General features: G+C 72.2%; 15 protein-coding genes and 1 pseudogene. 8 read left to right on the forward strand and 8 right to left on the reverse strand.

Going from position 1 to position 18215, the window contains the following annotated elements:
- Positions 1 to 132 precede the first annotated feature (132 nt).
- Together ACZ4UX_RS15030 and ACZ4UX_RS15035 are read right to left on the reverse strand one after the other, a co-directional pair.
- A pseudogene (locus tag ACZ4UX_RS15030) lies at positions 133 to 1602 on the reverse strand (glycoside hydrolase family 10 protein); the annotation flags it as partial.
- Positions 1603 to 1918: 316 nt separating this feature from the next.
- Positions 1919 to 2278 carry a hypothetical protein gene (locus tag ACZ4UX_RS15035; RefSeq protein ID WP_465706932.1) on the reverse strand — a complete coding sequence of 120 codons (360 nt, stop codon included), beginning with the start codon at positions 2276 to 2278 and terminating at the stop codon, positions 1919 to 1921.
- Positions 2279 to 2587: 309 nt separating this feature from the next.
- Here ACZ4UX_RS15035 and ACZ4UX_RS15040 point away from each other — a divergent pair, with 309 nt between their 5' ends.
- The 4 genes from ACZ4UX_RS15040 (at position 2588) to yjfF (ending at position 7213) form a co-directional block, all read left to right on the forward strand.
- The gene (locus ACZ4UX_RS15040; RefSeq protein WP_465706933.1) at positions 2588 to 3571 is read left to right on the forward strand and encodes an ABC transporter substrate-binding protein; all 984 of its coding nucleotides are present in this window, start codon (positions 2588 to 2590) and stop codon (positions 3569 to 3571) included.
- Positions 3572 to 3696: 125 nt separating this feature from the next.
- The gene (locus tag ACZ4UX_RS15045; RefSeq protein WP_465707017.1) at positions 3697 to 5163 is read left to right on the forward strand and encodes a sugar ABC transporter ATP-binding protein; all 1467 of its coding nucleotides are present in this window, start codon (positions 3697 to 3699) and stop codon (positions 5161 to 5163) included.
- Complete coding sequence (locus ACZ4UX_RS15050; RefSeq protein ID WP_465706934.1) at positions 5160 to 6245, forward strand: ABC transporter permease; 1086 nt, start codon at positions 5160 to 5162, stop codon at positions 6243 to 6245. Before ACZ4UX_RS15045 ends, ACZ4UX_RS15050 begins: the two co-directional genes overlap by 4 nt.
- Complete coding sequence (yjfF, locus tag ACZ4UX_RS15055; protein ID WP_465706935.1) at positions 6242 to 7213, forward strand: galactofuranose ABC transporter, permease protein YjfF; 972 nt, start codon at positions 6242 to 6244, stop codon at positions 7211 to 7213. The genes ACZ4UX_RS15050 and yjfF overlap by 4 nt, the downstream gene beginning before the upstream one ends.
- 133 nt (positions 7214 to 7346) lie before the next feature.
- On the opposite strand, the gene xylA is transcribed toward yjfF, so the two are convergent.
- A complete protein-coding gene (xylA, locus tag ACZ4UX_RS15060; RefSeq protein ID WP_465605543.1) occupies positions 7347 to 8519 on the reverse strand; it encodes a xylose isomerase in 1173 nt (390 codons plus the stop codon).
- Positions 8520 to 8615: 96 nt separating this feature from the next.
- On the opposite strand from xylA, the gene xylB reads away from it, so the two are divergent.
- Positions 8616 to 10046: a xylulokinase gene (gene xylB, locus ACZ4UX_RS15065; RefSeq protein ID WP_465706936.1), complete on the forward strand. Its 1431-nt coding sequence runs from the start codon at positions 8616 to 8618 to the stop codon at positions 10044 to 10046.
- 73 nt (positions 10047 to 10119) lie between these two features.
- A complete protein-coding gene (locus ACZ4UX_RS15070; RefSeq protein WP_465706937.1) occupies positions 10120 to 11313 on the forward strand; it encodes an ROK family transcriptional regulator in 1194 nt (397 codons plus the stop codon).
- Positions 11314 to 11346: 33 nt separating this feature from the next.
- Here the strand turns inward: ACZ4UX_RS15070 and ACZ4UX_RS15075 are convergent, their stop codons facing one another.
- Positions 11347 to 12471: a fatty acid desaturase family protein gene (locus ACZ4UX_RS15075; protein WP_465706938.1), complete on the reverse strand. Its 1125-nt coding sequence runs from the start codon at positions 12469 to 12471 to the stop codon at positions 11347 to 11349.
- 7 nt (positions 12472 to 12478) lie between these two features.
- Complete coding sequence (locus tag ACZ4UX_RS15080; protein ID WP_465706939.1) at positions 12479 to 13534, reverse strand: ferredoxin reductase; 1056 nt, start codon at positions 13532 to 13534, stop codon at positions 12479 to 12481.
- Positions 13535 to 13621: 87 nt separating this feature from the next.
- Here ACZ4UX_RS15080 and ACZ4UX_RS15085 point away from each other — a divergent pair, with 87 nt between their 5' ends.
- Together ACZ4UX_RS15085 and ACZ4UX_RS15090 are read left to right on the forward strand one after the other, a co-directional pair.
- Complete coding sequence (locus tag ACZ4UX_RS15085) at positions 13622 to 14761, forward strand: PucR family transcriptional regulator (RefSeq protein WP_465706940.1); 1140 nt, start codon at positions 13622 to 13624, stop codon at positions 14759 to 14761.
- A 386-nt stretch (positions 14762 to 15147) separates the two neighbouring features.
- Positions 15148 to 16062 carry an oxygenase MpaB family protein gene (locus ACZ4UX_RS15090; protein ID WP_465706941.1) on the forward strand — a complete coding sequence of 305 codons (915 nt, stop codon included), beginning with the start codon at positions 15148 to 15150 and terminating at the stop codon, positions 16060 to 16062.
- A gap of 341 nt (positions 16063 to 16403) precedes the next feature.
- Here the strand turns inward: ACZ4UX_RS15090 and ACZ4UX_RS15095 are convergent, their stop codons facing one another.
- The 3 genes from ACZ4UX_RS15095 to ACZ4UX_RS15105 all read right to left on the reverse strand — a co-directional run bounded on the left by ACZ4UX_RS15095 (position 16404) and on the right by ACZ4UX_RS15105 (position 17968).
- The gene (locus ACZ4UX_RS15095) at positions 16404 to 17261 is read right to left on the reverse strand and encodes an SMI1/KNR4 family protein (RefSeq protein ID WP_465706942.1); all 858 of its coding nucleotides are present in this window, start codon (positions 17259 to 17261) and stop codon (positions 16404 to 16406) included.
- 37 nt (positions 17262 to 17298) lie between these two features.
- Positions 17299 to 17523, reverse strand: a complete 225-nt coding sequence (locus ACZ4UX_RS15100; RefSeq protein ID WP_465706943.1) for a nitroreductase/quinone reductase family protein — start codon at positions 17521 to 17523, stop codon at positions 17299 to 17301.
- A gap of 199 nt (positions 17524 to 17722) precedes the next feature.
- On the reverse strand, positions 17723 to 17968 hold the full coding sequence (locus ACZ4UX_RS15105; RefSeq protein WP_352292552.1) for a hypervirulence associated TUDOR domain-containing protein: 246 nt from the start codon (positions 17966 to 17968) through the stop codon (positions 17723 to 17725).
- Positions 17969 to 18215 lie beyond the last annotated feature (247 nt).

The raw sequence follows: 18215 nt of genomic DNA on the forward strand, positions 1-18215 counted from the left end.
GGTTCATTGGGTTTTTGGGCTGCCTGCCTTGGGGGGCGGGGTGGTTCTTGCCCCTTGGTGGCCCCGGGGGTCCGGGGGGGGTTGGGGGGGGGGGGGGGGCCCCCCCCCCCCCACCCCCGGCGGTTCAGCTCACCTGAAGGTCCAGTGCTGGTTGGCGCTGCCGTTGGAGTCCCAGATCTGGACGGGAGTGCCGTTGGCGGTCTGGTTGCCGGGGGTCTCCAGGGCCCGGCCGCTGGCGACGTTGGTGAGGGTGTAGGAGCCGTCGCCGTTCCGGGTGGCCTTCCAGTGCTGGTTGGCGCCGCCGTTGGTGTCCCAGACCGCCACCCTCGTCCCGTTGCCCGTCCGGTCGGCCGGCTCGTCCAGGACCCGGCCGCTGGCGACGTTGGTGAGGGTGTAGGAGCCGTCGCCGTTCCGGGAGGCGCGCCACTGCTGGTTGGTGGCGCCGCTGGCGTCCCACACCTGGAGCGGGGTGCCGTTGCCGTTCTGTCCGGCGGGCTGGTCGAGAACGCGTCCGGCGGCCACGTCGGAGAGGGTGTAGACGGCTCCGGGGGTGATGCCTCCGGTCGGCGTGCCGCCGCCGGCTCCGCCCAGCGCGGTGAGCACCGCGCTGTAGGCGGCCTTCTTGTTGCCGTTGTCGTCGAACAGCAGCGGGTTCTCGCCGGTGCGCCAGGAGTCGCTGTCGCGGATGCCCCACACCGTGATGCCGGTGCAGCGAGTGGTGTTGAGGCAGGCCTTGACGGCGTTGGCGTACGCGCCGGCGGACGCTTGGGCGAGGTCGAGCTCGGTGATCTGGACGTCCACGCCGAGCGCGGCGAAGCTGGACAGGGTGGTCTGGAAACTGGCCGGCGGGCCGCCGGCGCCGAAGTGGCTCTGGAAGCCGACGCAGTCGATGGGCACGCCGCGGGCCTTGAAGTCCTTGACCATGCCGTAGACGCCCTGGGTCTTGGCGTCCGTCCAGTTCTCGATGCTGTAGTCGTTGTAGCAGAGCTTGGCCGAGGAGTCGACGCTCCGAGCGGTGCGGAAGGCCTCCTCGATGAAGCCGTTGCCCAGCACGCGCTGGAACACGGAGTCGCGGTGCTGCCCGCTGCCGCCGTCCGCGAAGGCCTCGTTGACCACGTCCCAGGCGTAGATCTTGCCCTTGTAGTGGTTCATCTCCTGGGTGATGTGGTTGTTCGTCACCGTGCGCAGGGTGTTGGCGTCGCCGATGGACTTGACCCAGTCGGGCAGTTGGGAGTGCCAGACCAGGGTGTGGCCGCGCATGCGCTGGCCGTGCGCGGAGGCGTGGTTGACGATCGAGTCGGCGGGGGCGAAGTCGAACGACCCGCGGGCGGGCTCGATGGCGTCCCACTTCATCTCGTTCTCCGGGGTGACCATGTTGAATTCCCGGTCGAGGACGGTGGAGTACGTCGAGTCGCCGAGCTTGCTCGCGGGCACTGCCGCGCCGAAGTAGCGGCCGCTGCCGGCCGCTGCCGCACCCAGCGTGGTCGCCCCGGCGGCATGAGCCGCGGGGCTCGCGGTGACGGCCGTGGCTGAGCCGGCGACCAGGCACACGGCCGCCGTCAGGACCGTGCGGAGACGGGGTTTCTGCTTGATCCATGGCATGACGGATCGTTCTCCTTGTGGGTGGGGGATGCCGTGCACCGCTCGGCAGCCGACGTCTCGTCCTGACGCCTGTGCGAGCGCGCACTCGGCCGGACCCTTCCTGCCGCGCAGGGTGGGTGGTGTGCGTTCGGGACGTGGCGCCTGGTCCCGTGCAAGGGCCGTGCTGTCGGTGGACGCGCAGCTCACAGGTTCCCGGGGTCCGGCCGAAGGGCGATCGGCCTGGCCGCCCGGAGTCTGTTAGCGCTAACAATTGACCCGCGAGGTACCCGTCCTGCCTGACGTGTTCAGGCTAATGTTCAACAGGCAGCGCGCGTTGTCAATGCTTCGCGCAGCGGCGGTCCGTCGGCTCACGCCGTAGGAGACGGTCGGCCGGGTGGGGTTGACGTATCGTCATGCTCCAGTTGCCGCCCGCGCCGTCGGGGATGGCGACGAGGGTCCGGGTGTCGGGGTGGGGCGCACCGGTGTTCCAGGCCCGAGCTGGTCTTCTTCGGGGGGCCTTCACGGTCACCTCCCACGCGTCGGAGCCGCTGACCGAGACGTTCGGGTTGTCGCGGTCGTTCCACGGGGCACTGGCGGAGGGGGTCGCGGCGCAGCCGCCGCCGGTGGAGGAGGCCGGCGTGATGGGGGAGCGGCCGCTGCTCCGGTAGCCCTCGTCGGCCATGATCTCGTGGTGCATGGTGCCCGAGGGTGCGCGTGCTCCGGTGGAGCGCGGCGGGAGTCCGTGCGGGCGAGGTCGGCGCTCCCAGGTCGAAGGCCGGGAGTGCTGCGGGTGGGAGTCGGGTCAAGGGGCTCCCTTCGTCGCTGAACTGGCACTCCATCAGCTATGGCCGACGGGCTGGTCAAGATTAGGTAACGAGGTGCGACGGCCTTGCCGATGCCAATTGTGAGCGTTAACAATCTCTCACGAGCGAAACGGTGCCGACGCGTCACGTTCACGTTGGCGGTGCCGTTCGCGCGATCGACAACCCCGAGAGGAAGTCCCACCATGTCCAAGAGAGCTGCGGCGGCCCTGGTCGCCGGTTCGATGGTCATCGTCCTCACCGCATGCGGTTCCGGTGGCGGTGGAGGCTCGGCCGACAAGGGTGCCGGCCGCAAGCTCGTCGTGGGCTTCTCGCAGGTCGGCGCGGAGAGCGGCTGGCGCACCGCGAACACCAAGTCGGTCCAGGAGTCCGCGAAGAAGGCGGGCATCGAGCTGAAGTTCTCCGACGCGCAGCAGAAGCAGGAGAACCAGATCAAGGCGATCCGCTCGTTCATCCAGCAGAAGGTGGATGTGATCGCCTTCTCGCCAGTGGTGGAGTCGGGTTGGGACACCGTGCTGAAGGAGGCGAAGGACTCCAGGATCCCGGTGATCCTCACCGACCGGGCGGTGGACTCCAAGGACGACTCGCTCTACGTCTCCTTTCTCGGCTCGGACTTCGTCGAGGAGGGCAGGAAGGCCGGCGAGTGGCTGGTGAAGGAGTACCAGGGCAGGTCCGACGAGGTGAACATCGTCGAGCTGCAGGGCACCACGGGTTCGGCGCCGGCCAACGACCGCAAGTCGGGCTTCGGCGACGTGATCAAGGCGGACGCGAAGTTCAAGGTGGCGGCCTCGCAGACCGGTGACTTCACCCGGGCGAAGGGCAAGGAGGTCATGCAGGCCTTCCTGAAGGCCCAGCCGAAGATCGACGTGCTGTACGCGCACAACGACGACATGGCCCTGGGCGCGATCCAGGCGATCGAGGAGGCCGGCAGGAAGCCGGGCACCGACATCAAGATCATCTCGGTGGACGGGGTCAAGGACGCCTTCACCGCGATGAGCCAGGGCAAGATCAACGTCGATGTGGAGTGCAACCCGCTCCTCGGTGACCAGCTGATGGACCTGGTGAAGAAGGTCAAGGCCGGCGAACAGGTGCCGAAGCGGATCAAGACGCAGGAGGGCGTCTTCACCCAGGACCAGGCCGCTGCCGCGCTGCCGACCCGCCAGTACTGAACGGCGCCGGCCCGCCCGGGGAGCCTCTCCTCGGCCGGGCCGGGCCGCACGAGGAGAGGAGAACCGGCGTGCGTCAGCAACCGGTCCTGGAAGTGCGGGGGATCCGCAAGGAGTTCCCCGGGGTGATGGCGCTGGACGGGGTCGACTTCCGGCTCTTCCCCGGCGAGGTGCACGCCCTGATGGGGGAGAACGGCGCCGGCAAGTCCACGCTGATCAAGGTGCTGACCGGGGTGCACCCGGCGGACGGCGGCGACGTGGTGCTGGCCGGGCAGCGGGTGCGGATCGCCGGTCCGCTGCAGGCCCAGCAGGCGGGCGTCAGCACCGTCTACCAGGAGGTGAACCTCTGCCCGAACCTGTCGGTCGCGGAGAATATCTTCATCGGTCGGGAGCCGCGCCGCCTCGGCCTGATCGACTGGGCCGAAATGCGCCGCCGGGCCGCCGAGCTGGTTCGTACGCTGGAGCTGGACCTCGACGTCGGCGCGCCGCTGGCCGGCTACTCCATCGCCGTCCAGCAACTGGTCGCCATCGTCCGCGCGGTGGACGTCTCCGCCAAGGTGCTGATCCTGGACGAGCCGACCTCCAGCCTGGACCGTGACGAGGTCGGCCAACTCTTCACCGTGCTGAGGCGGTTGCGCGACCAGGGGGTCGCCATCCTGTTCGTCTCGCACTTCCTCGACCAGATCTACGAGATCTGCGACCGGATGACCGTGCTGCGCAACGGCCGACTCGAGGGCGAGTACCTGACCAGCGAGCTCGACCAGGTCGAACTGGTCTCCCGGATGATCGGCGCCGAGCTCGCCGGGCTCGACCAACTCGCCGGCGGCAAACGGCGCGGACGCTCAGCGCCGGCCACCGACCGGGCCTTCCTGCGGACCGAGGGCCTGGCCCGGCGGGGCGCCGTCGAACCGTACGACCTCGCCATTCGTCCCGGTGAAGTGGTCGGCCTGGCAGGCCTGTTGGGATCCGGCCGGACCGAGGCCGCCCGACTGCTGTTCGGCGCCGACCACAAGGACCGCGGCACCGTGCGGATCAACGGCACCGAGACGGACCTGCGCGGCCCGCGCGACGCGATCGCCCACGGCATCGCGTTCTGCTCGGAGAACCGCAGGACCGAGGGCCTGGTCGGCGAGCTGACCGTCCGGGAGAACATCGTGCTGGCGCTCCAGGCGGCCCGCGGCTGGGCCCGTCCGCTGTCGCGCACCACACAGGACGCGTTGGCGCTGCGCTGGATCCGCGCCCTGGACATCCGCCCGGGCGACCCGGAGGCGCTGGTCCGCAACCTCAGCGGCGGGAACCAGCAGAAGGTGCTGCTGGCCCGCTGGCTGATCACCGACCCCAAGCTGCTGATCCTGGACGAGCCCACCCGCGGCATCGACATCGGCGCCAAGGCCGAGATCCAGAAGCTGGTCGCGAACCTCGCCGAGAAGGGCATGGCGGTGCTGTTCATCTCCGCCGAACTGGAGGAGGTGCTGCGGCTCAGCCATCGCGTCGGCGTGCTGCGCGACCGCCGGATGGTCGCCCAACTCGACAACGACGGCGAGCTCACCCCGGAGCGCGTCCTGGCCACCATCGCGAGCGGAGCGGAACAATGACCACGGCGCCGACCACCCCGAGGAGCAGAGCGGTGACCCGGCACCGGCTGTTCTGGCCGGCCGCGGTGCTGGCGGTGCTGCTGCTCGCCAACCTCGCCTTCACCTCGGACTTCTTCGCCCTCCACCTCAAGGGCGGTCATCTGTACGGCAGTACGATCGACATCCTGCACTTCGGAGCGCCGCTGATCCTGGTGTCGCTCGGCATGACTCTGGTGATCGCCACCGGTGGGATCGACCTCTCGGTCGGTTCCACCGTCGCCATCGCCGGCGCGCTGGCCTGCCTGCACATCAGCGAGGCCACCGACCCGGGGAGCCTTGGCACGGTGCTCGGCGCGGTCGCCATCGCGCTCGGTACGGCGGTACTGCTGGGCATCGCGAACGGGGTGCTGGTGGCCCGGGTCGGGGTGCAGCCGATCATCGCCACCCTGATCCTGATGGTCGCCGGACGCGGCGTCGCCCAGCTGATCACCGACGGCCAGATCATCACGATCACCAGCGAGCCGTACAAGCTGATCGGCGGCGGCTACTGGCTGGCGATGCCGTTCGCGATCCTGCTCAGCGGACTCGTCGCGCTGCTCACCGCGCTGCTCACCCGATCCACCGCGCTCGGCCTGCTGCTGGAGTCGGTCGGCGGCAATCCCGTGGCCAGCCGGCTGGTCGGGATCCGGGCGACGCGCCTGGTCGGACTGGTGTACGTGTTCAGTGCGCTGTGCGCGGCGGTCGCCGGACTGATGGTCTCCTCGAACGTCTCGGCGGCGGACGGCAACAACGCCGGGCTGTGGATCGAACTCGACGCCATCCTCGCGGTGGTGATCGGCGGGACCTCGCTCAACGGCGGCCGGTTCTCGATCGGCGGCACCGTCCTCGGCGCGCTGATCATCCAGACCCTCTCCACCACCGTCTACACCATGGGCATCCCGCCGGAGACCACGCTGGTCTTCAAGGCCTTCGTGGTGATCACGGTCTGCCTGGTCCAGTCGCCGAACTTCCGTGCCGGCCTCGTCCGGTACGGCGCCGGTCGCCGGAGCGGTGTCCGGCCGAGTCCCGCCGCCGCCCTGACCGACCGGGAGGCCGGCGCGTGAACGCCAACACCCTGCTGACCAGGGTCTGCGAGCAGATCCCGCTGCTGGTCACCTCGGTCGCGCTGGTGTCGATGTTCACCGTCGGCTCGGTGCGGTACGACGGGTTCTTCTCCGGGCAGGTGCTGCTCAACCTGCTGATCGACAACGCCTTCCTGCTCGTGGTCGCGATCGGGATGACCTTCGTCGTGCTGACCGGTGGCATCGACCTGTCGGTCGGTGCGGTGGTGGCGCTGTCCACCATGGTCTCCGCCTGGCTGGTGGAGCGGCACGGCTGGCCGCCGCTGGTGGTCATCCCACTGGTGCTGCTGATGGGCACGGCCGGCGGTTGGGTGATGGGGTGGGTGATCCACGTCTTCGAGATCCAGCCCTTCATCGTGACGCTGGCGGGCATGTTCCTGGCCCGCGGCCTGTGCTACACGATCGGCATCGAGTCGATCTCCATCACGGATCCGTCGTACACCGCGATGGCGCAGACCCGGATCCCGCTCGGCGACCTGTTCGTCTCGCCGAGTGTGGTGATCGCACTGCTGGTGCTGGCAGCCGGGTTCGTCGTACTGCACTACACCCGGCTCGGGCGGAACGTGTACGCGCTCGGCGGCAGCGAGCAGTCCGCTCTGCTGATGGGTCTGCCGGTGCGGCGGACCAAGATCACTGTGTACGCGGTCAGCGGCTTCTGCTCGGCGCTCGGCGGTGTGCTGCTCACCTTCTACATGCTCTCCGGGTACGGCCTGCACGCGGTCGGGCTGGAACTGGACGCGATCGCCGCCGTGGTGATCGGCGGCACCCTGCTCACCGGCGGCTCCGGCTACCTGCTGGGCACCGTGCTGGGTGTGCTGGTGCTGGGCCTGATCCAGACCGTCATCAGCTTCCAGGGCACCCTCAGCTCGTGGTGGACCAGGATCGTGATCGGCGGGCTGCTGTTCTTCTTCATCGTCCTCCAGCGCCTGAACACCGTCCGTCGTCGGTAGAACACCGCGCCACCCCGGCCGGCCCGCCCCGGCCGTGCCGGGGTGCGTACCGGACCGCGGCCATCGGCCGAGGTGAGCACCGGGGGGCGCCGGGTCGTGCGGCTCGCACGACCCGGCTTCGCCGTGGCCGGGGTCAGCGGGCCCGGAGGAGGTGTTCGAGGGCCAGCTGGTCCAGCTGCTCGAAGGCCATGCCGCGCCGCGCGGCGGCGTCGACGTCGTACTCCTCGAAGGCGGAGCGGTCCGCCAGCAGGCCGGCCAGACCGTCCTGGGCGGTGGGGAGGGCGAGTTCGGGCAACCGGGATGCGGCGAGCGCGGCCTGTACCTCCGGGTCGGCCCGGAAGGCGCGGGAGCGCTCGGCCAGCAGCAGGTAGTTGCGCATGCAACCGGCCGCCGAGGCCCAGACACCGTCGAAGTCCTCGGTGCGCGGCGGCTTGAAGTCGAAATGGCGCGGGCCGTCGTAGCCGGCCGACTCCAGCAGGTCGACCAGCCAGAAGGCCTGCCGGAGGTCGCCCGCGCCGAAGCGCAGGTCCTGGTCGTACTTGATGCCGGACTGGCCGTTGAGGTCGATGTGGAACAGCTTGCCGTGCCACAGGGCCTGGGCGATTCCGTGCGGGAAGTTGAGCCCGGCCATCTGCTCGTGGCCCACCTCCGGGTTGACGCCGACCCGTTCGGGGCGCTCCAACTCGTTGATGAACGCCAGGGCGTGGCCGACCGTGGGCAGCAGGATGTCGCCGCGCGGCTCGTTGGGCTTGGGCTCGATCGCGAACCGCAGGTCGTAGCCCTGCTGCTCGACGTACTCGCCCAGCAGGTCGAAGGCCTCCTTCAGCCGGTCCAGCGCGGTGCGCACGTCCTTGGCCGCGCCGGACTCCGCGCCCTCGCGACCGCCCCAGGCGACGTAGACCGAGGCGCCGAGCTCCGCGGCCAGGTCGATGTTGCGGATCGTCTTGCGCAGCGCGTAGCGCCGCACGCCGCGGTCGTTGGCGGTGAAGGCGCCGTCCTTGAAGACGGGGTGGGTGAACAGATTGGTGGTCGCCATCGGGACCTTCAGTCCGGCGGCGTCCAGCGCGGCGCGGAAGCGCTTGACGGTCTCCTCACGGGTGGCGTCGTCCGCGCCGAAGGGGATCAGGTCGTCGTCGTGGAAGGTGACGCCGTAGGCGCCGAGTCCGGCCAGCCGCTGCACGGTCTCGACCGGGTCGAGGGCGGGGCGGGTCGCGTCGCCGAAGGGGTCGCGACCCTGCCAGCCGACGGTCCACAGGCCGAAGGTGAACTTGTGCGCGGGGGTGGGGGCGAGCGGGTCGCTGGACATGGCGCGGCTCCGGATCGGTGCGGAGGAGTGTTTGTCAGGGCTCTCAACAAATTAGTATGCCGGGGCGTCAGAAGGAACCCCCCATCGGAGGAACGCATGGCTGAGCAGCGTGTCGTGATCGGCGTCGACAGCTCCACCCAGTCCACCAAGGCCCTCGCCGTCGACATCGACACGGGCACGGTCCTGGGCGAGGGTCGAGCCCCGCACACCGTCAGCGAGGGAGCCGGCCGGGAGAGCGATGCCGAGCAGTGGTGGCGGGCCTTCGACGAGGCCGTCTCGGGGACGGGCTGGGCCGGACGCGCCTCCGCCGTCTCGATCGCCGGCCAGCAGCACGGCCTGGTCACCCTCGACGCGGCCGGCGCACCGGTCCGCCCGGCGCTGCTGTGGAACGACGTCCGGTCCGCCCCCCAGGCCGCCGCGCTGCGAGCCGGGATCGGCCCGGCGGAGATCGTCCGGCGCACCGGCAGCCTGCCGACCGCCGCCTTCACCGCTCCCAAGTGGGCCTGGCTGCGCGCCAACGAGCCGGTCTCGGCCGACCGTGTCGCGGCCGTCCGCCTCCCGCACGACTTCCTGACCGAGCGGCTGACCGGGGAGGCGGTGACCGACCGCGGCGACGCGTCGGGGACCGGCTGGTGGGGGCCGGACGGCTACGACCAGGACGTCCTCGACCGCATCGGCCTCGACCCGGCCCTGCTGCCGCAGGTCCTCGTGCCGGGCGCACCGGCCGGCCTGGTCCGCCCCGGGACGGCGCTGCGCGAGGGGGCCCTGGTGGCCGCCGGAACCGGCGACAACATGGCCGCCGCCCTCGGGCTGGGACTGCGGCCCGGGCAGCCCGTGCTCAGCCTCGGCACCTCCGGGACGGTCTACGCCGTCGGCCGGAAGAGGCCGGTGGACGTGAGCGGGACGGTCGCGGGCTTCGCCGACGCCCTCGGCGGCTGGCTGCCGCTCGCCTGCACGCTCAACTGCACCCTCGCCGTCGACCGCGTCGCCGGCCTCCTCGGACGCGGGCGCGAGGAGGTCGAGGACGGCGGCACCGTGGTGGTGCTGCCCTACCTGGACGGCGAGCGCACCCCGGACCTGCCCGGCGCGTCCGGCCTGGTCCACGGACTCCGTCACGACACCACACCGGGGGAGGTGCTCCAAGCCGCCTACGACGGCGCCGCCCACGCCCTGCTCACCGCCCTGGACGAGGTGCTGCGCGCGGGCGGCGAGGAGCCGGCGGGCGACGAGCCGCTGCTGCTGATCGGGGGCGGCGCCCGGGGCCGCGCCTGGCAGCGGACCGTCCTGCGGCTCTCGGGCCGGGCCGTGCGGGTACCCGCCGCGCGGGAACTGGTCGCACTCGGCGCGGCCGCCCAAGCCGCCGCCCTGCTCACCGGCGAGCCCGCCGACGCGGTGGCCCGCCGCTGGCGTACCGCCGACGGCCCGGTGCTGGAGCCCGTGGCACGGGACGCGGACGCACTCGAACGGATCAGCGGTACCCTGCGTCGGGCCGGGGCCTTGCAGGGAGCCCCGGCCGAGGACCGGTAGGAGGGGCCCGCGCGTGGGAGTGGTCGGCAGAACGGGGCACAGTCGGGGCTCCGGGCCCGCTTCGCAACAGGACATGCGACGGCGCAACCTCTCGGTGGTCCTCGGCGCGGTCGCCGCGCACAACCCGCTCGGCCGCCCGCTGTCCCGCGCGGATGTCGCCGCACGCGTCGGTCTGACCAGGGCGGCCGTCTCCTCGCTGGTCGACGAACTGATCGGGCGGGGTGCGCTGACCGAGACGGAGACCGCCCCCGACGGACGGGTCGGCCGCCCCGGACGCGCGCTGTCGGTGAGCGACCGGGGCCCCGCCGGCCTCGGTCTGGAGATCGGCGTCATGCACCTCGGCGCGTGCGTCGTGGACCTGCGCGGAGAACCCCGGGTGTGGCGCCGGGTCGAACGGTCGAACGCCGGCCGGCCGGCCGGGCAGGTGCTGGCGGAGGTAGCCGCGCTGGCCGCCGACGCGGAGGCCGAGGCCCGCGACCTCGGCCTCCGCGTCGAGGGCCGGGTCCTGGCCGTGCCCGGGGTGGTGCCGAACGAACCCGTCGGACAGGTCGATCGCGCGCCCAACCTCGGCTGGCCCACCGTCCGCGTCGCCGACCACTGGCCCGATCCGGACACCGCGCCCGAGCCGGAGAACGAGGCCAACCTCGGGGCTCTGGCCGAGTACTGGAACGCCGAGCAGGCCGCGGAGACCTTCGTGCACGTCTCCGCGGACGCCGGGATCGGCGCCGCCCTGGTCATCGACGGGCAGGTGTTCCGCGGCGCCCGCGGCTTCGCCGGCGAACTCGGCCACATCCCCGTGCACCCGGACGGCCTCCGGTGCGTCTGCGGCGCGCGCGGCTGCCTGGAGCAGTACGCGGGCCAGGCGGCCGTGCTGCGAGAGGCCGGTCTCGCCCAGCACGACCCGGGTCCGGCCGGACCCGCGGAGGCCGGCGACCCGGTCGCCCTGCTGGCCGAGCGGGCCGGTGCCGGGCACCCGCCGACCCTGGCGGCCCTGGACCGCGCCGGCCGTGCCCTGGGCCTCGCCCTCACCTCCGCCGTCGACCTCATCGACCCGGACGGCCTCGTCCTCGGCGGCACCTACGCCGAACTGGCCGCGTGGCTGCTGCCGTCCGTCCGTGCCGAACTCACCGACCGGGTCACCGTCCGGCCCTGGCCCCCGGAGGCGCTGCGCTCGTCCGCCCTGGGGCGTCGCGGACCCGTGCTGGGCGCGGCGCAGACCACGATCCGCCGGATCATGGCGGACCCGACCCTGCTGTCCGTCGGCTGACGGCCCGGGGAGCGTCCCGGGGCCGTCACCGTGTCACTCGTGCTCGACCACGACCATCGCGTGCCCGGCCGGGGCCATGGCCTTGGGCTTCTTGGTCGGCAGCGAGAGCCGGAAGACCTTGTGCCACGCGGAGAACACCTGCTCCGGCAGCGGCCCGGTGACGTACTCCAGCTCGTACTTCTCGAAGAGCGCGCGCACCTTCACCGCGACCTCGGCGTACCGGTTGCTCGGCAGGTCCGGGAACAGGTGGTGCTCGATCTGGTGCGACAGGTTGCCGGTCATGAAGTGCATGGCCCTGCTGCCGCTGATGTTCGCCGAGCCCATCATCTGGCGCAGGTACCACTGGCCGCGTGTCTCGCCCTTGATCGACCGGCGCTCGAAGACCTGTACGCCCTCGGGGAAGTGCCCGCACATGATCACCGAGTGCGACCAGATGTTGCGGACCAGGTTCGCGGTGAACGTGGCGGCGAGCGTGGTGAGGAACGACGGGCCAGACAGCAGTGGGTGGATCACGTAGTCCTTGAGCACCTGCTTGCGGATCTTGCGGCCCACGGCCTTGGCCCGCGCGCGGAACTCCGGGTCCTTGCGGCGGCGCTTGTGCAGGTTCTTGCCGAGCTCCAGGTCGTACGCCGCGATGCCGTACTCGAAGAAGCAGGCGTTGAGGAAGTTCCACAGCGGCTGGCCGAGGTGGGCCGGGTGCCACTTCTGGTCCTCGTCGACGCGCATGATGCCGTAGCCGAGGTCGTTGTCCTTGCCGATCACGTTGGTGTACGTGTGGTGCAACTCGTTGTGCGAGTGCTTCCACTGCTCGGCCGGCGAGACGTGATCCCACTCCCAGGTGGTGGAGTGGATCTTCGGGTCCCGCATCCAGTCCCACTGGCCGTGCAGGACGTTGTGGCCGATCTCCATGTTGTCCATGATCTTCGCCACGGACAGGCCGGCGGTGCCGAGCAGCCACGCGGGCGGGAAGACCGAGAACAGCAGCACGCCCCTGCTGGCCAGCTCGAGCTTGCGCTGCGCCGAGATGACCTTGCGGATGTAGGCGGCGTCCTTCTCGCCGCGGTCGGCGATCACCTCGTCGCGGATCGCGTCCAGCTCGCGGCCGAGCTCCTCGATCTGCTGCGCGGTCAGGTGGGCGGTGGGGTCGATGGCGGTCAAGGTGCGTCTACCGTTCGATGTCGCAGGGGCCCGCCGCGGCGGACACGCAGGTCTGGATGAGGACGCCCGGCTCGGCCTCGGTGATCTCGCCGGTGCGCAGGTCACGGACGGCGCCCGCCTTGAGCGGCGTGACGCAGCCGAAGCAGATGCCCATGCGGCACCCGGAGGGCATGAGCACGCCGGCCTCCTCGCCGATGTCCAGCAACGGCGTGGCGCCGTCCGCGTCGACTGTCGTGCCGGTGGCGCTGAACGTGACCTCGCCGCCGTCGCCGGCCACGACGATGCGGGGTCGGAAGCGTTCGGTGCGCAGGCGCTCCCGGACGCCGTGCTCGCTCCAGTGCTCCTCTGCGGCGTCGAGCAGGCCCGCGGGCCCGCAGGCCCAGGTCTCGCGCTCGGCCCAGTCGGGCACGAGTTCGCCGAGGCGGGCGAGGTCGAGCTTGCCGTCCGTGGCGCTGTGCACCTCGGCGAGGCGCAGCTTCTCGTCCGCGACCAGGCCGTGCAGCTCGTCGCGGAAGATCACGTCCTGGGGCCGCGGCGCACAGTGGACCATGACGACGTCATCCAACTCGATGTCGCGCAGCATGCCCATCACGGGCGTGATGCCGCTGCCGGCCGTCAGGTAGAGCACCTTGGCGGGCTTGGCAGGCGGCAGCACGAAGTCACCGGTCGGCTGGTCGAGCTGGATCAGCGTGCCGGGTGTCGCCCTGCGGACCAGGTGGTTGCTGACCTTGCCGTCCGGGATCGCCTTCACGGTGATCGTGATCCGGCCGTCCTGGCGGTCTGTCGGTGAGGTGATGGAGTAGGCACGCCACAGGCGCCTCCCGTCGACGTCGACCCCGATCCGCACGTACTGACCGGCCGCGTGGCCGCGCCAGCCCCGCCCCGGCCTGATCACGACGGTCGCGGCGTCACCCGTCTCGGGGTGCACGGCCTCGATGCGCCCGCGCAGGTCGGCGCCCGCACGCAGCGGGCTGACCAGGTCGAGGTAGTCCGACGGCAGCAGCGGCGTCGTGACCATCTCCAGCAGTTTCCACGCCCTCTTGCGGAGGGCTGCACTCGTCATGACTCCAGCTTGCTGCGCCTCAGGGTGTAAAGTCCTGACCGTAGGACGTGAATCTGGTCGACCGAATTGTTCGCAAGGAACAAAAGCGTGAGTCAAGCAATCCGGAGGGCCAGCGAGCTGGTCCTGGATGAGACGACGGTCACCGCGCTTCGGGCCGCGTTGAGGGCCACCGCCGACGAGGTCGTCCAGGCGATCATCGACGAGGTCCCTCCCTACGCGAACGCCCTTTCGGGCCGCATGGGCGGCACCATCCGCCGAGCCGTCCGCACCGCCCTGGGCCACTACCTGGACCTCGCGAGCGGGAATGCCACGGGCGGCGACGCCGGTGACGCAGCCTACGAGCTGGGCCGCGGCGAGGTGCGCGACGGCCGTTCGATGGACGCCCTGCTCAGCGCCTACCGCGTCGGCGCCCGCGTGGCCTGGCGATGTCTGGCAGCGGGTGCCGTACCCGTAGGTCTGCCCGCCGCCGAGGTCGCCAAGTTCGCCGAGCTGACCTTCGCCTACATCGACGAGCTCTCCGCCGCGAGCGCCGCGGGCCACGCCGACGAACTGGCGGCTCGGGGCAGGGCCCGCGAGCGCCACCTGGAACACCTGGCCCGCGACCTCCTCGCCGACGCGAGCCCGGACGTGCTGCTGGCCGCTGTTCAACGGGCCGGGTGGCAGCCTCCGACGTCGCTGACCGCGGCCCTGCTGCCCGCGGCCCAGGCCCGGCCTGCCTACCGCGCGCTCGACCCGGGCACCCTCGTCCTCGATGATCTGCCGGACGCCACCGGTGTGCTGCTCGTTCCCGATGCCGACCGATCGCATCTCCTGCGGCAGCTGGCCGACCGCACCGCCGTGGTCGGCCCGCCCCGGCCGTGGACTCGTGCGTGCGCCTCGTACGCACGAGCCGTACGCGCGCGCTCCCTCTCCTCGGACATCCGCGACACCGAGGCCCACCTGCCCGAGCTGGTGCTGAGCGCCGACATGGACGCGTTCTCAGACCTGCGTGCCCGCGCGCTCGCACCGTTGCGGACCTTGCCCGTCGCGACCGCGCGGCGGCTGGAGGAGACGCTGCGAGCGTGGCTGCTGCACCAGGGCAGGCGGGACGAGGTGGCGGCGGCGTTGTTCGTCCATCCCCAGACAGTCCGGTACCGGATGTCGCAGCTGCGGGAGCTGTTCCCGGATCTCGCCTCGCCGTACCGGGTCCTTGAACTGACCCTGGCGGTGGGTCTTCCGGCCGGCTGACACGTACTCCGAGCGTCCATGACCGCGTCCGCGCGCGGGCCAGGAATCAGAAGCGGTGCCCAAACCGAAGGCCGGGTCACGTCTTCCCGGGGGAGGTGCGTGGTCGGCCGCGTGCGGCGCCGAGTGCGGACCCCTGAGTCCGTACCGTCTCCGGCACCGGCGACGACGGGAGCGGCACGTACGCCGCCGCTCCGGGCGCCGGTGCGCCCGCTCCGACGGTCCCCGCGAGCCGACCCCGCCCGGCTCTCCACGGGCCCTCACCCCAGCCCGCGGCCCCTGCCGCCGGTAGCGGGGATCGTCGCGCGACCGGCCCGGCCGGTGGCGCGGCCCGTCGGCGGCCCGTCGGTGGCGGCCCGTCGGCGCGGCGCGGAACTACAGTGGCGGGTATGACCGATGGCATCTCCGGCATCCCCGGCCTCGCCGCGATCCGGCAGCGCGCCGGCGCGGAGCTGTTCGCCCGGGTGGCCGGGCCGCAGGGCCCGGCCACCCGGAGCCGGATCCACGAGACGCCGGGCCCCCGGTGGTTCGGCCCGGACCGGCCCATCCGGGTCGTCCACGGAGACGCCTCGATGTTCGTCGGCGGACTCCGGGCGCTCCTGCTGCAGTCGCTGCACCCGCTGGCGATGGCCGCCGTCGAGGCGCACTCCGGCTACCGGGGCGATCCGTGGGGCCGGCTCCAGCGCACCAGCACGTTTCTCGCGGTCACCACGTTCGGGACCGCGGCCGACGCGCAGCAGGCGGTCGACCACGTGCGGGCGGTGCACGAGCGGGTCCGCGGCACCAGTGCCTCGGGGGAGGCGTACCGGGCCGGTGATCCACACCTGCTCGGCTGGGTGCACGCCGCCGAGGTCGACAGCTTCCTCCGTGCCCACCGGGCCTACGGAGAAAGGCCGTTGGACGACGACGCCTATGACGGCTACGTGGCCGACGCCGCCGTCGTGGCCGCCGCGCTGGGTGTCGTCGACCCGCCGCGCGACCAGCGGCAGCTCGCCGACGTCCTCGCGGCGTACCGCGCCGAGTTGCACCGGACCAGGGCGGCCCTCGACGCGGCGCGGTTCATCCTCCTCCGGCCGCCCCTGCCGTGGGTGGTCCGCCCGCCGTACGGGCTGCTCGCGGCCGGCGCGGTCTCGCTGCTGCCGGGGTGGGCGCGGCGGGAACTCCGCCTGCCCTACCTGCCGGTGGTGGAGGGACCGGCGGTCCGGCTGGGCGCGGCCACCGTGACCAGGGGGATCAGGTGGGCGATGACCCGCCCGCCCGGGGGCGAGGCGGGTCGGCGGGTGGACCCGGGCGTCCCGACCTGACCAGGACCTCTGACCAGGACCTGGCGGCCCCTGCCGGCGGGGTCGGTCGCCCCCCGGTCATCGCCGGCGGCGCGCGGCCGACCGCCCCAACCGATTCGCCAGGCCCGCCACCGCCACGGTGAGACCGAGTCCGGCGCTGAAGAGCAGGATCGTCAGAGCCAGCACCGCCACTGTCGCCATCATGAGGATCGCCCTCTCTCGTCCAGCCGTGCGGCGCCGGACCTCGTGTCCGGCGCCGTCCGGGAGCCCGCGTTCCCCGCGCGGCCGGGACCACACGGGCGTCGGCCCGCCGACCGGGGGCGAGATTCAGCCAAGTGGGCCGACGGCCCCGCCCCTCGGAGCTATTCGCCGTCCCACGCGGTGGCGGACAGCAGGGCCCCGGCCGACCAGCGGGCGTAGCGGCAGCTCACCGGCAGTGGGAAGTCGACGGCGGCGGGGCCGGTGACGGACCGCAGATCGGCGAGCAGGGCGTCGTCGGGCAGGGCCGCTGCGGCCTCGCGCAGCAGGGGGTCACCGCTCACCCGGGCCGCCGCGGCGGTGACCGGCTCCACCGTCGTCGCCTCCCGCTCCGGGTCCGGCCACCGATCGCCGAAGTGTCGGCCGAACGTCCTGATCTCGATGGCGGTGCCGGGTCCGGCCTCGGCCCGGGCCGCGGCGAGTGCCTCCTCCAGGCAGTCGGCGAGGCGCTCCAGCCAGGCGGTCAGCGACGGCGCCACGCGCACGGAGTCGGTGGCGTCCCAGAAACGGAAGACCGGGCCCCACGCCCCCGTGGCCCGGTCGACGTCCACGTAGGTGTGGCCGTCGCCGTGGTCGAGGTGGACGAACCAGTGGGTGCCGGCGCCGCCGGCGTGCTCCACGTACCAGCTGCTGTCACCGGCCGGGTAGCAGCCCCGGTTGAAGGGGTGAGCCAGGTCGACGTGCTCGATCGACAGGTGCTGGTTGACCGCGGACCGCGAGACCGTGATCCGCACGCCCCCGACGACCCGCAGCAGCGCGCGGATCTCCTCGGGCACCGGCGCCGGCCAGCCGTCCATCTCCTCGTCGCTGATCCCCGGGTCCAGGACCACCAGCCCCTCGGAGGACTCCGCCACCCGCCGCAGCCGCCCCGCGGTCCGTACGGCGTCGTCGCAGGCGGCGCTGCCGGCGCCCTGGGCCGCGCTGGGCGTGCTCGCGGCGCCGTCGGTCGTGCGGTCGGTCATCAGGGTCCCCCTCGGTCGGTGCGTCGGCGGCACGACCCTACCGCCGGGAGGGGACAGTCCCCGCCGGACGACGGCGTCGAGCCGGGCCGCCCGGCCGGGCGGCCCGGCGGCCCGTCGGACGACCGAACGCCGTCGGCTCGATCACGACCACCGGGATCTCCCGGTCGTTCTTCGCCCGGTACTCCTTGTAGGCGGGCCAGTGCTCCACCATGAGCGGCCGGGCGGCAGCCCGCTCGGCCGATACCGGACCTGGGCCGGGCACGAGGCCTTCGAGCGGTCCTGCCGGCCCGCGCTCGGGTCCCTCTTCGACCTCGCCGACTCACGCTGCAAGGCTGATGACGTTCTCGTGTTCCTCTCGGAGGGCGACCCGCCGCCGCTCTTGCTGACGCCGCCCTTGCTGACGCCGCTCTTGCTGGCGCCCCGTCAGGGCGAGCGGTGCGTGCCGGCGCCGCCGTGTCCGGTCAGTCCTTCCGTCGGCGCAGGGCGGACGGCCGGTGTACGGCCGTCCGCCCGGAGGCGGAGCTGCGCACCTCGTACTGCGGCTCCTCGGGTGAGGCGTCGACCGTCCGGCCCGCGGCCTCGACCCGCGAGGTGATCTCCCGCTCGACCCGGCCGGTCACGGTGGTTCCGTGACTCCGCCACGAGACGTGGTCGCCTCGCCGCAGCCGCTTCCGCCCGTTCCCGGTGGCGTGGGACTTGGTCGTCATGGTGCGTCCTCCCGGCTCCGGCCGCGTCGTGGGTCCGACCGGGCGTGTGCCCATCCTCGGCCGAAGCGAATCTCGCGGGCCCCGACGGGGAGCGTGGAGCTCCGGCCGTCCGCTGCCCCCGGCGCGGCGGTCGGTCGTGAGGCGGGCGGGCGCCGCTCGAAGCGGCGCCCGCACGTAGCCCTTCAGGGTCGTTTTACAATCCGAGAGTGTGGTTCTTTGGGAAGCCAGGGAAAGTTTGGAGAAGGGG

This window comes from Kitasatospora sp. NPDC028961 (assembly GCF_055564815.1).

What these genes read in the sequence shown, in the direction of transcription:
- ACZ4UX_RS15035 (WP_465706932.1), bottom strand. Translation starts at nt 2,278, where the DNA reads ATGCACCACGAGATCATGGCCGACGAGGGCTACCGGAGCAGCGGCCGC.
- ACZ4UX_RS15040 (WP_465706933.1), top strand. Translation starts at nt 2,588, where the DNA reads ATGTCCAAGAGAGCTGCGGCGGCCCTGGTCGCCGGTTCGATGGTCATC.
- ACZ4UX_RS15045 (WP_465707017.1), top strand. Translation starts at nt 3,697, where the DNA reads ATGGCGCTGGACGGGGTCGACTTCCGGCTCTTCCCCGGCGAGGTGCAC.
- ACZ4UX_RS15050 (WP_465706934.1), top strand. Translation starts at nt 5,160, where the DNA reads ATGACCACGGCGCCGACCACCCCGAGGAGCAGAGCGGTGACCCGGCAC.
- xylA (WP_465605543.1), bottom strand. Translation starts at nt 8,519, where the DNA reads ATGTCCAGCGACCCGCTCGCCCCCACCCCCGCGCACAAGTTCACCTTC.
- xylB (WP_465706936.1), top strand. Translation starts at nt 8,616, where the DNA reads ATGGCTGAGCAGCGTGTCGTGATCGGCGTCGACAGCTCCACCCAGTCC.
- ACZ4UX_RS15070 (WP_465706937.1), top strand. Translation starts at nt 10,120, where the DNA reads ATGCGACGGCGCAACCTCTCGGTGGTCCTCGGCGCGGTCGCCGCGCAC.
- ACZ4UX_RS15080 (WP_465706939.1), bottom strand. Translation starts at nt 13,534, where the DNA reads ATGACGAGTGCAGCCCTCCGCAAGAGGGCGTGGAAACTGCTGGAGATG.
- ACZ4UX_RS15090 (WP_465706941.1), top strand. Translation starts at nt 15,148, where the DNA reads ATGACCGATGGCATCTCCGGCATCCCCGGCCTCGCCGCGATCCGGCAG.
- ACZ4UX_RS15095 (WP_465706942.1), bottom strand. Translation starts at nt 17,261, where the DNA reads ATGACCGACCGCACGACCGACGGCGCCGCGAGCACGCCCAGCGCGGCC.
- ACZ4UX_RS15105 (WP_352292552.1), bottom strand. Translation starts at nt 17,968, where the DNA reads ATGACGACCAAGTCCCACGCCACCGGGAACGGGCGGAAGCGGCTGCGG.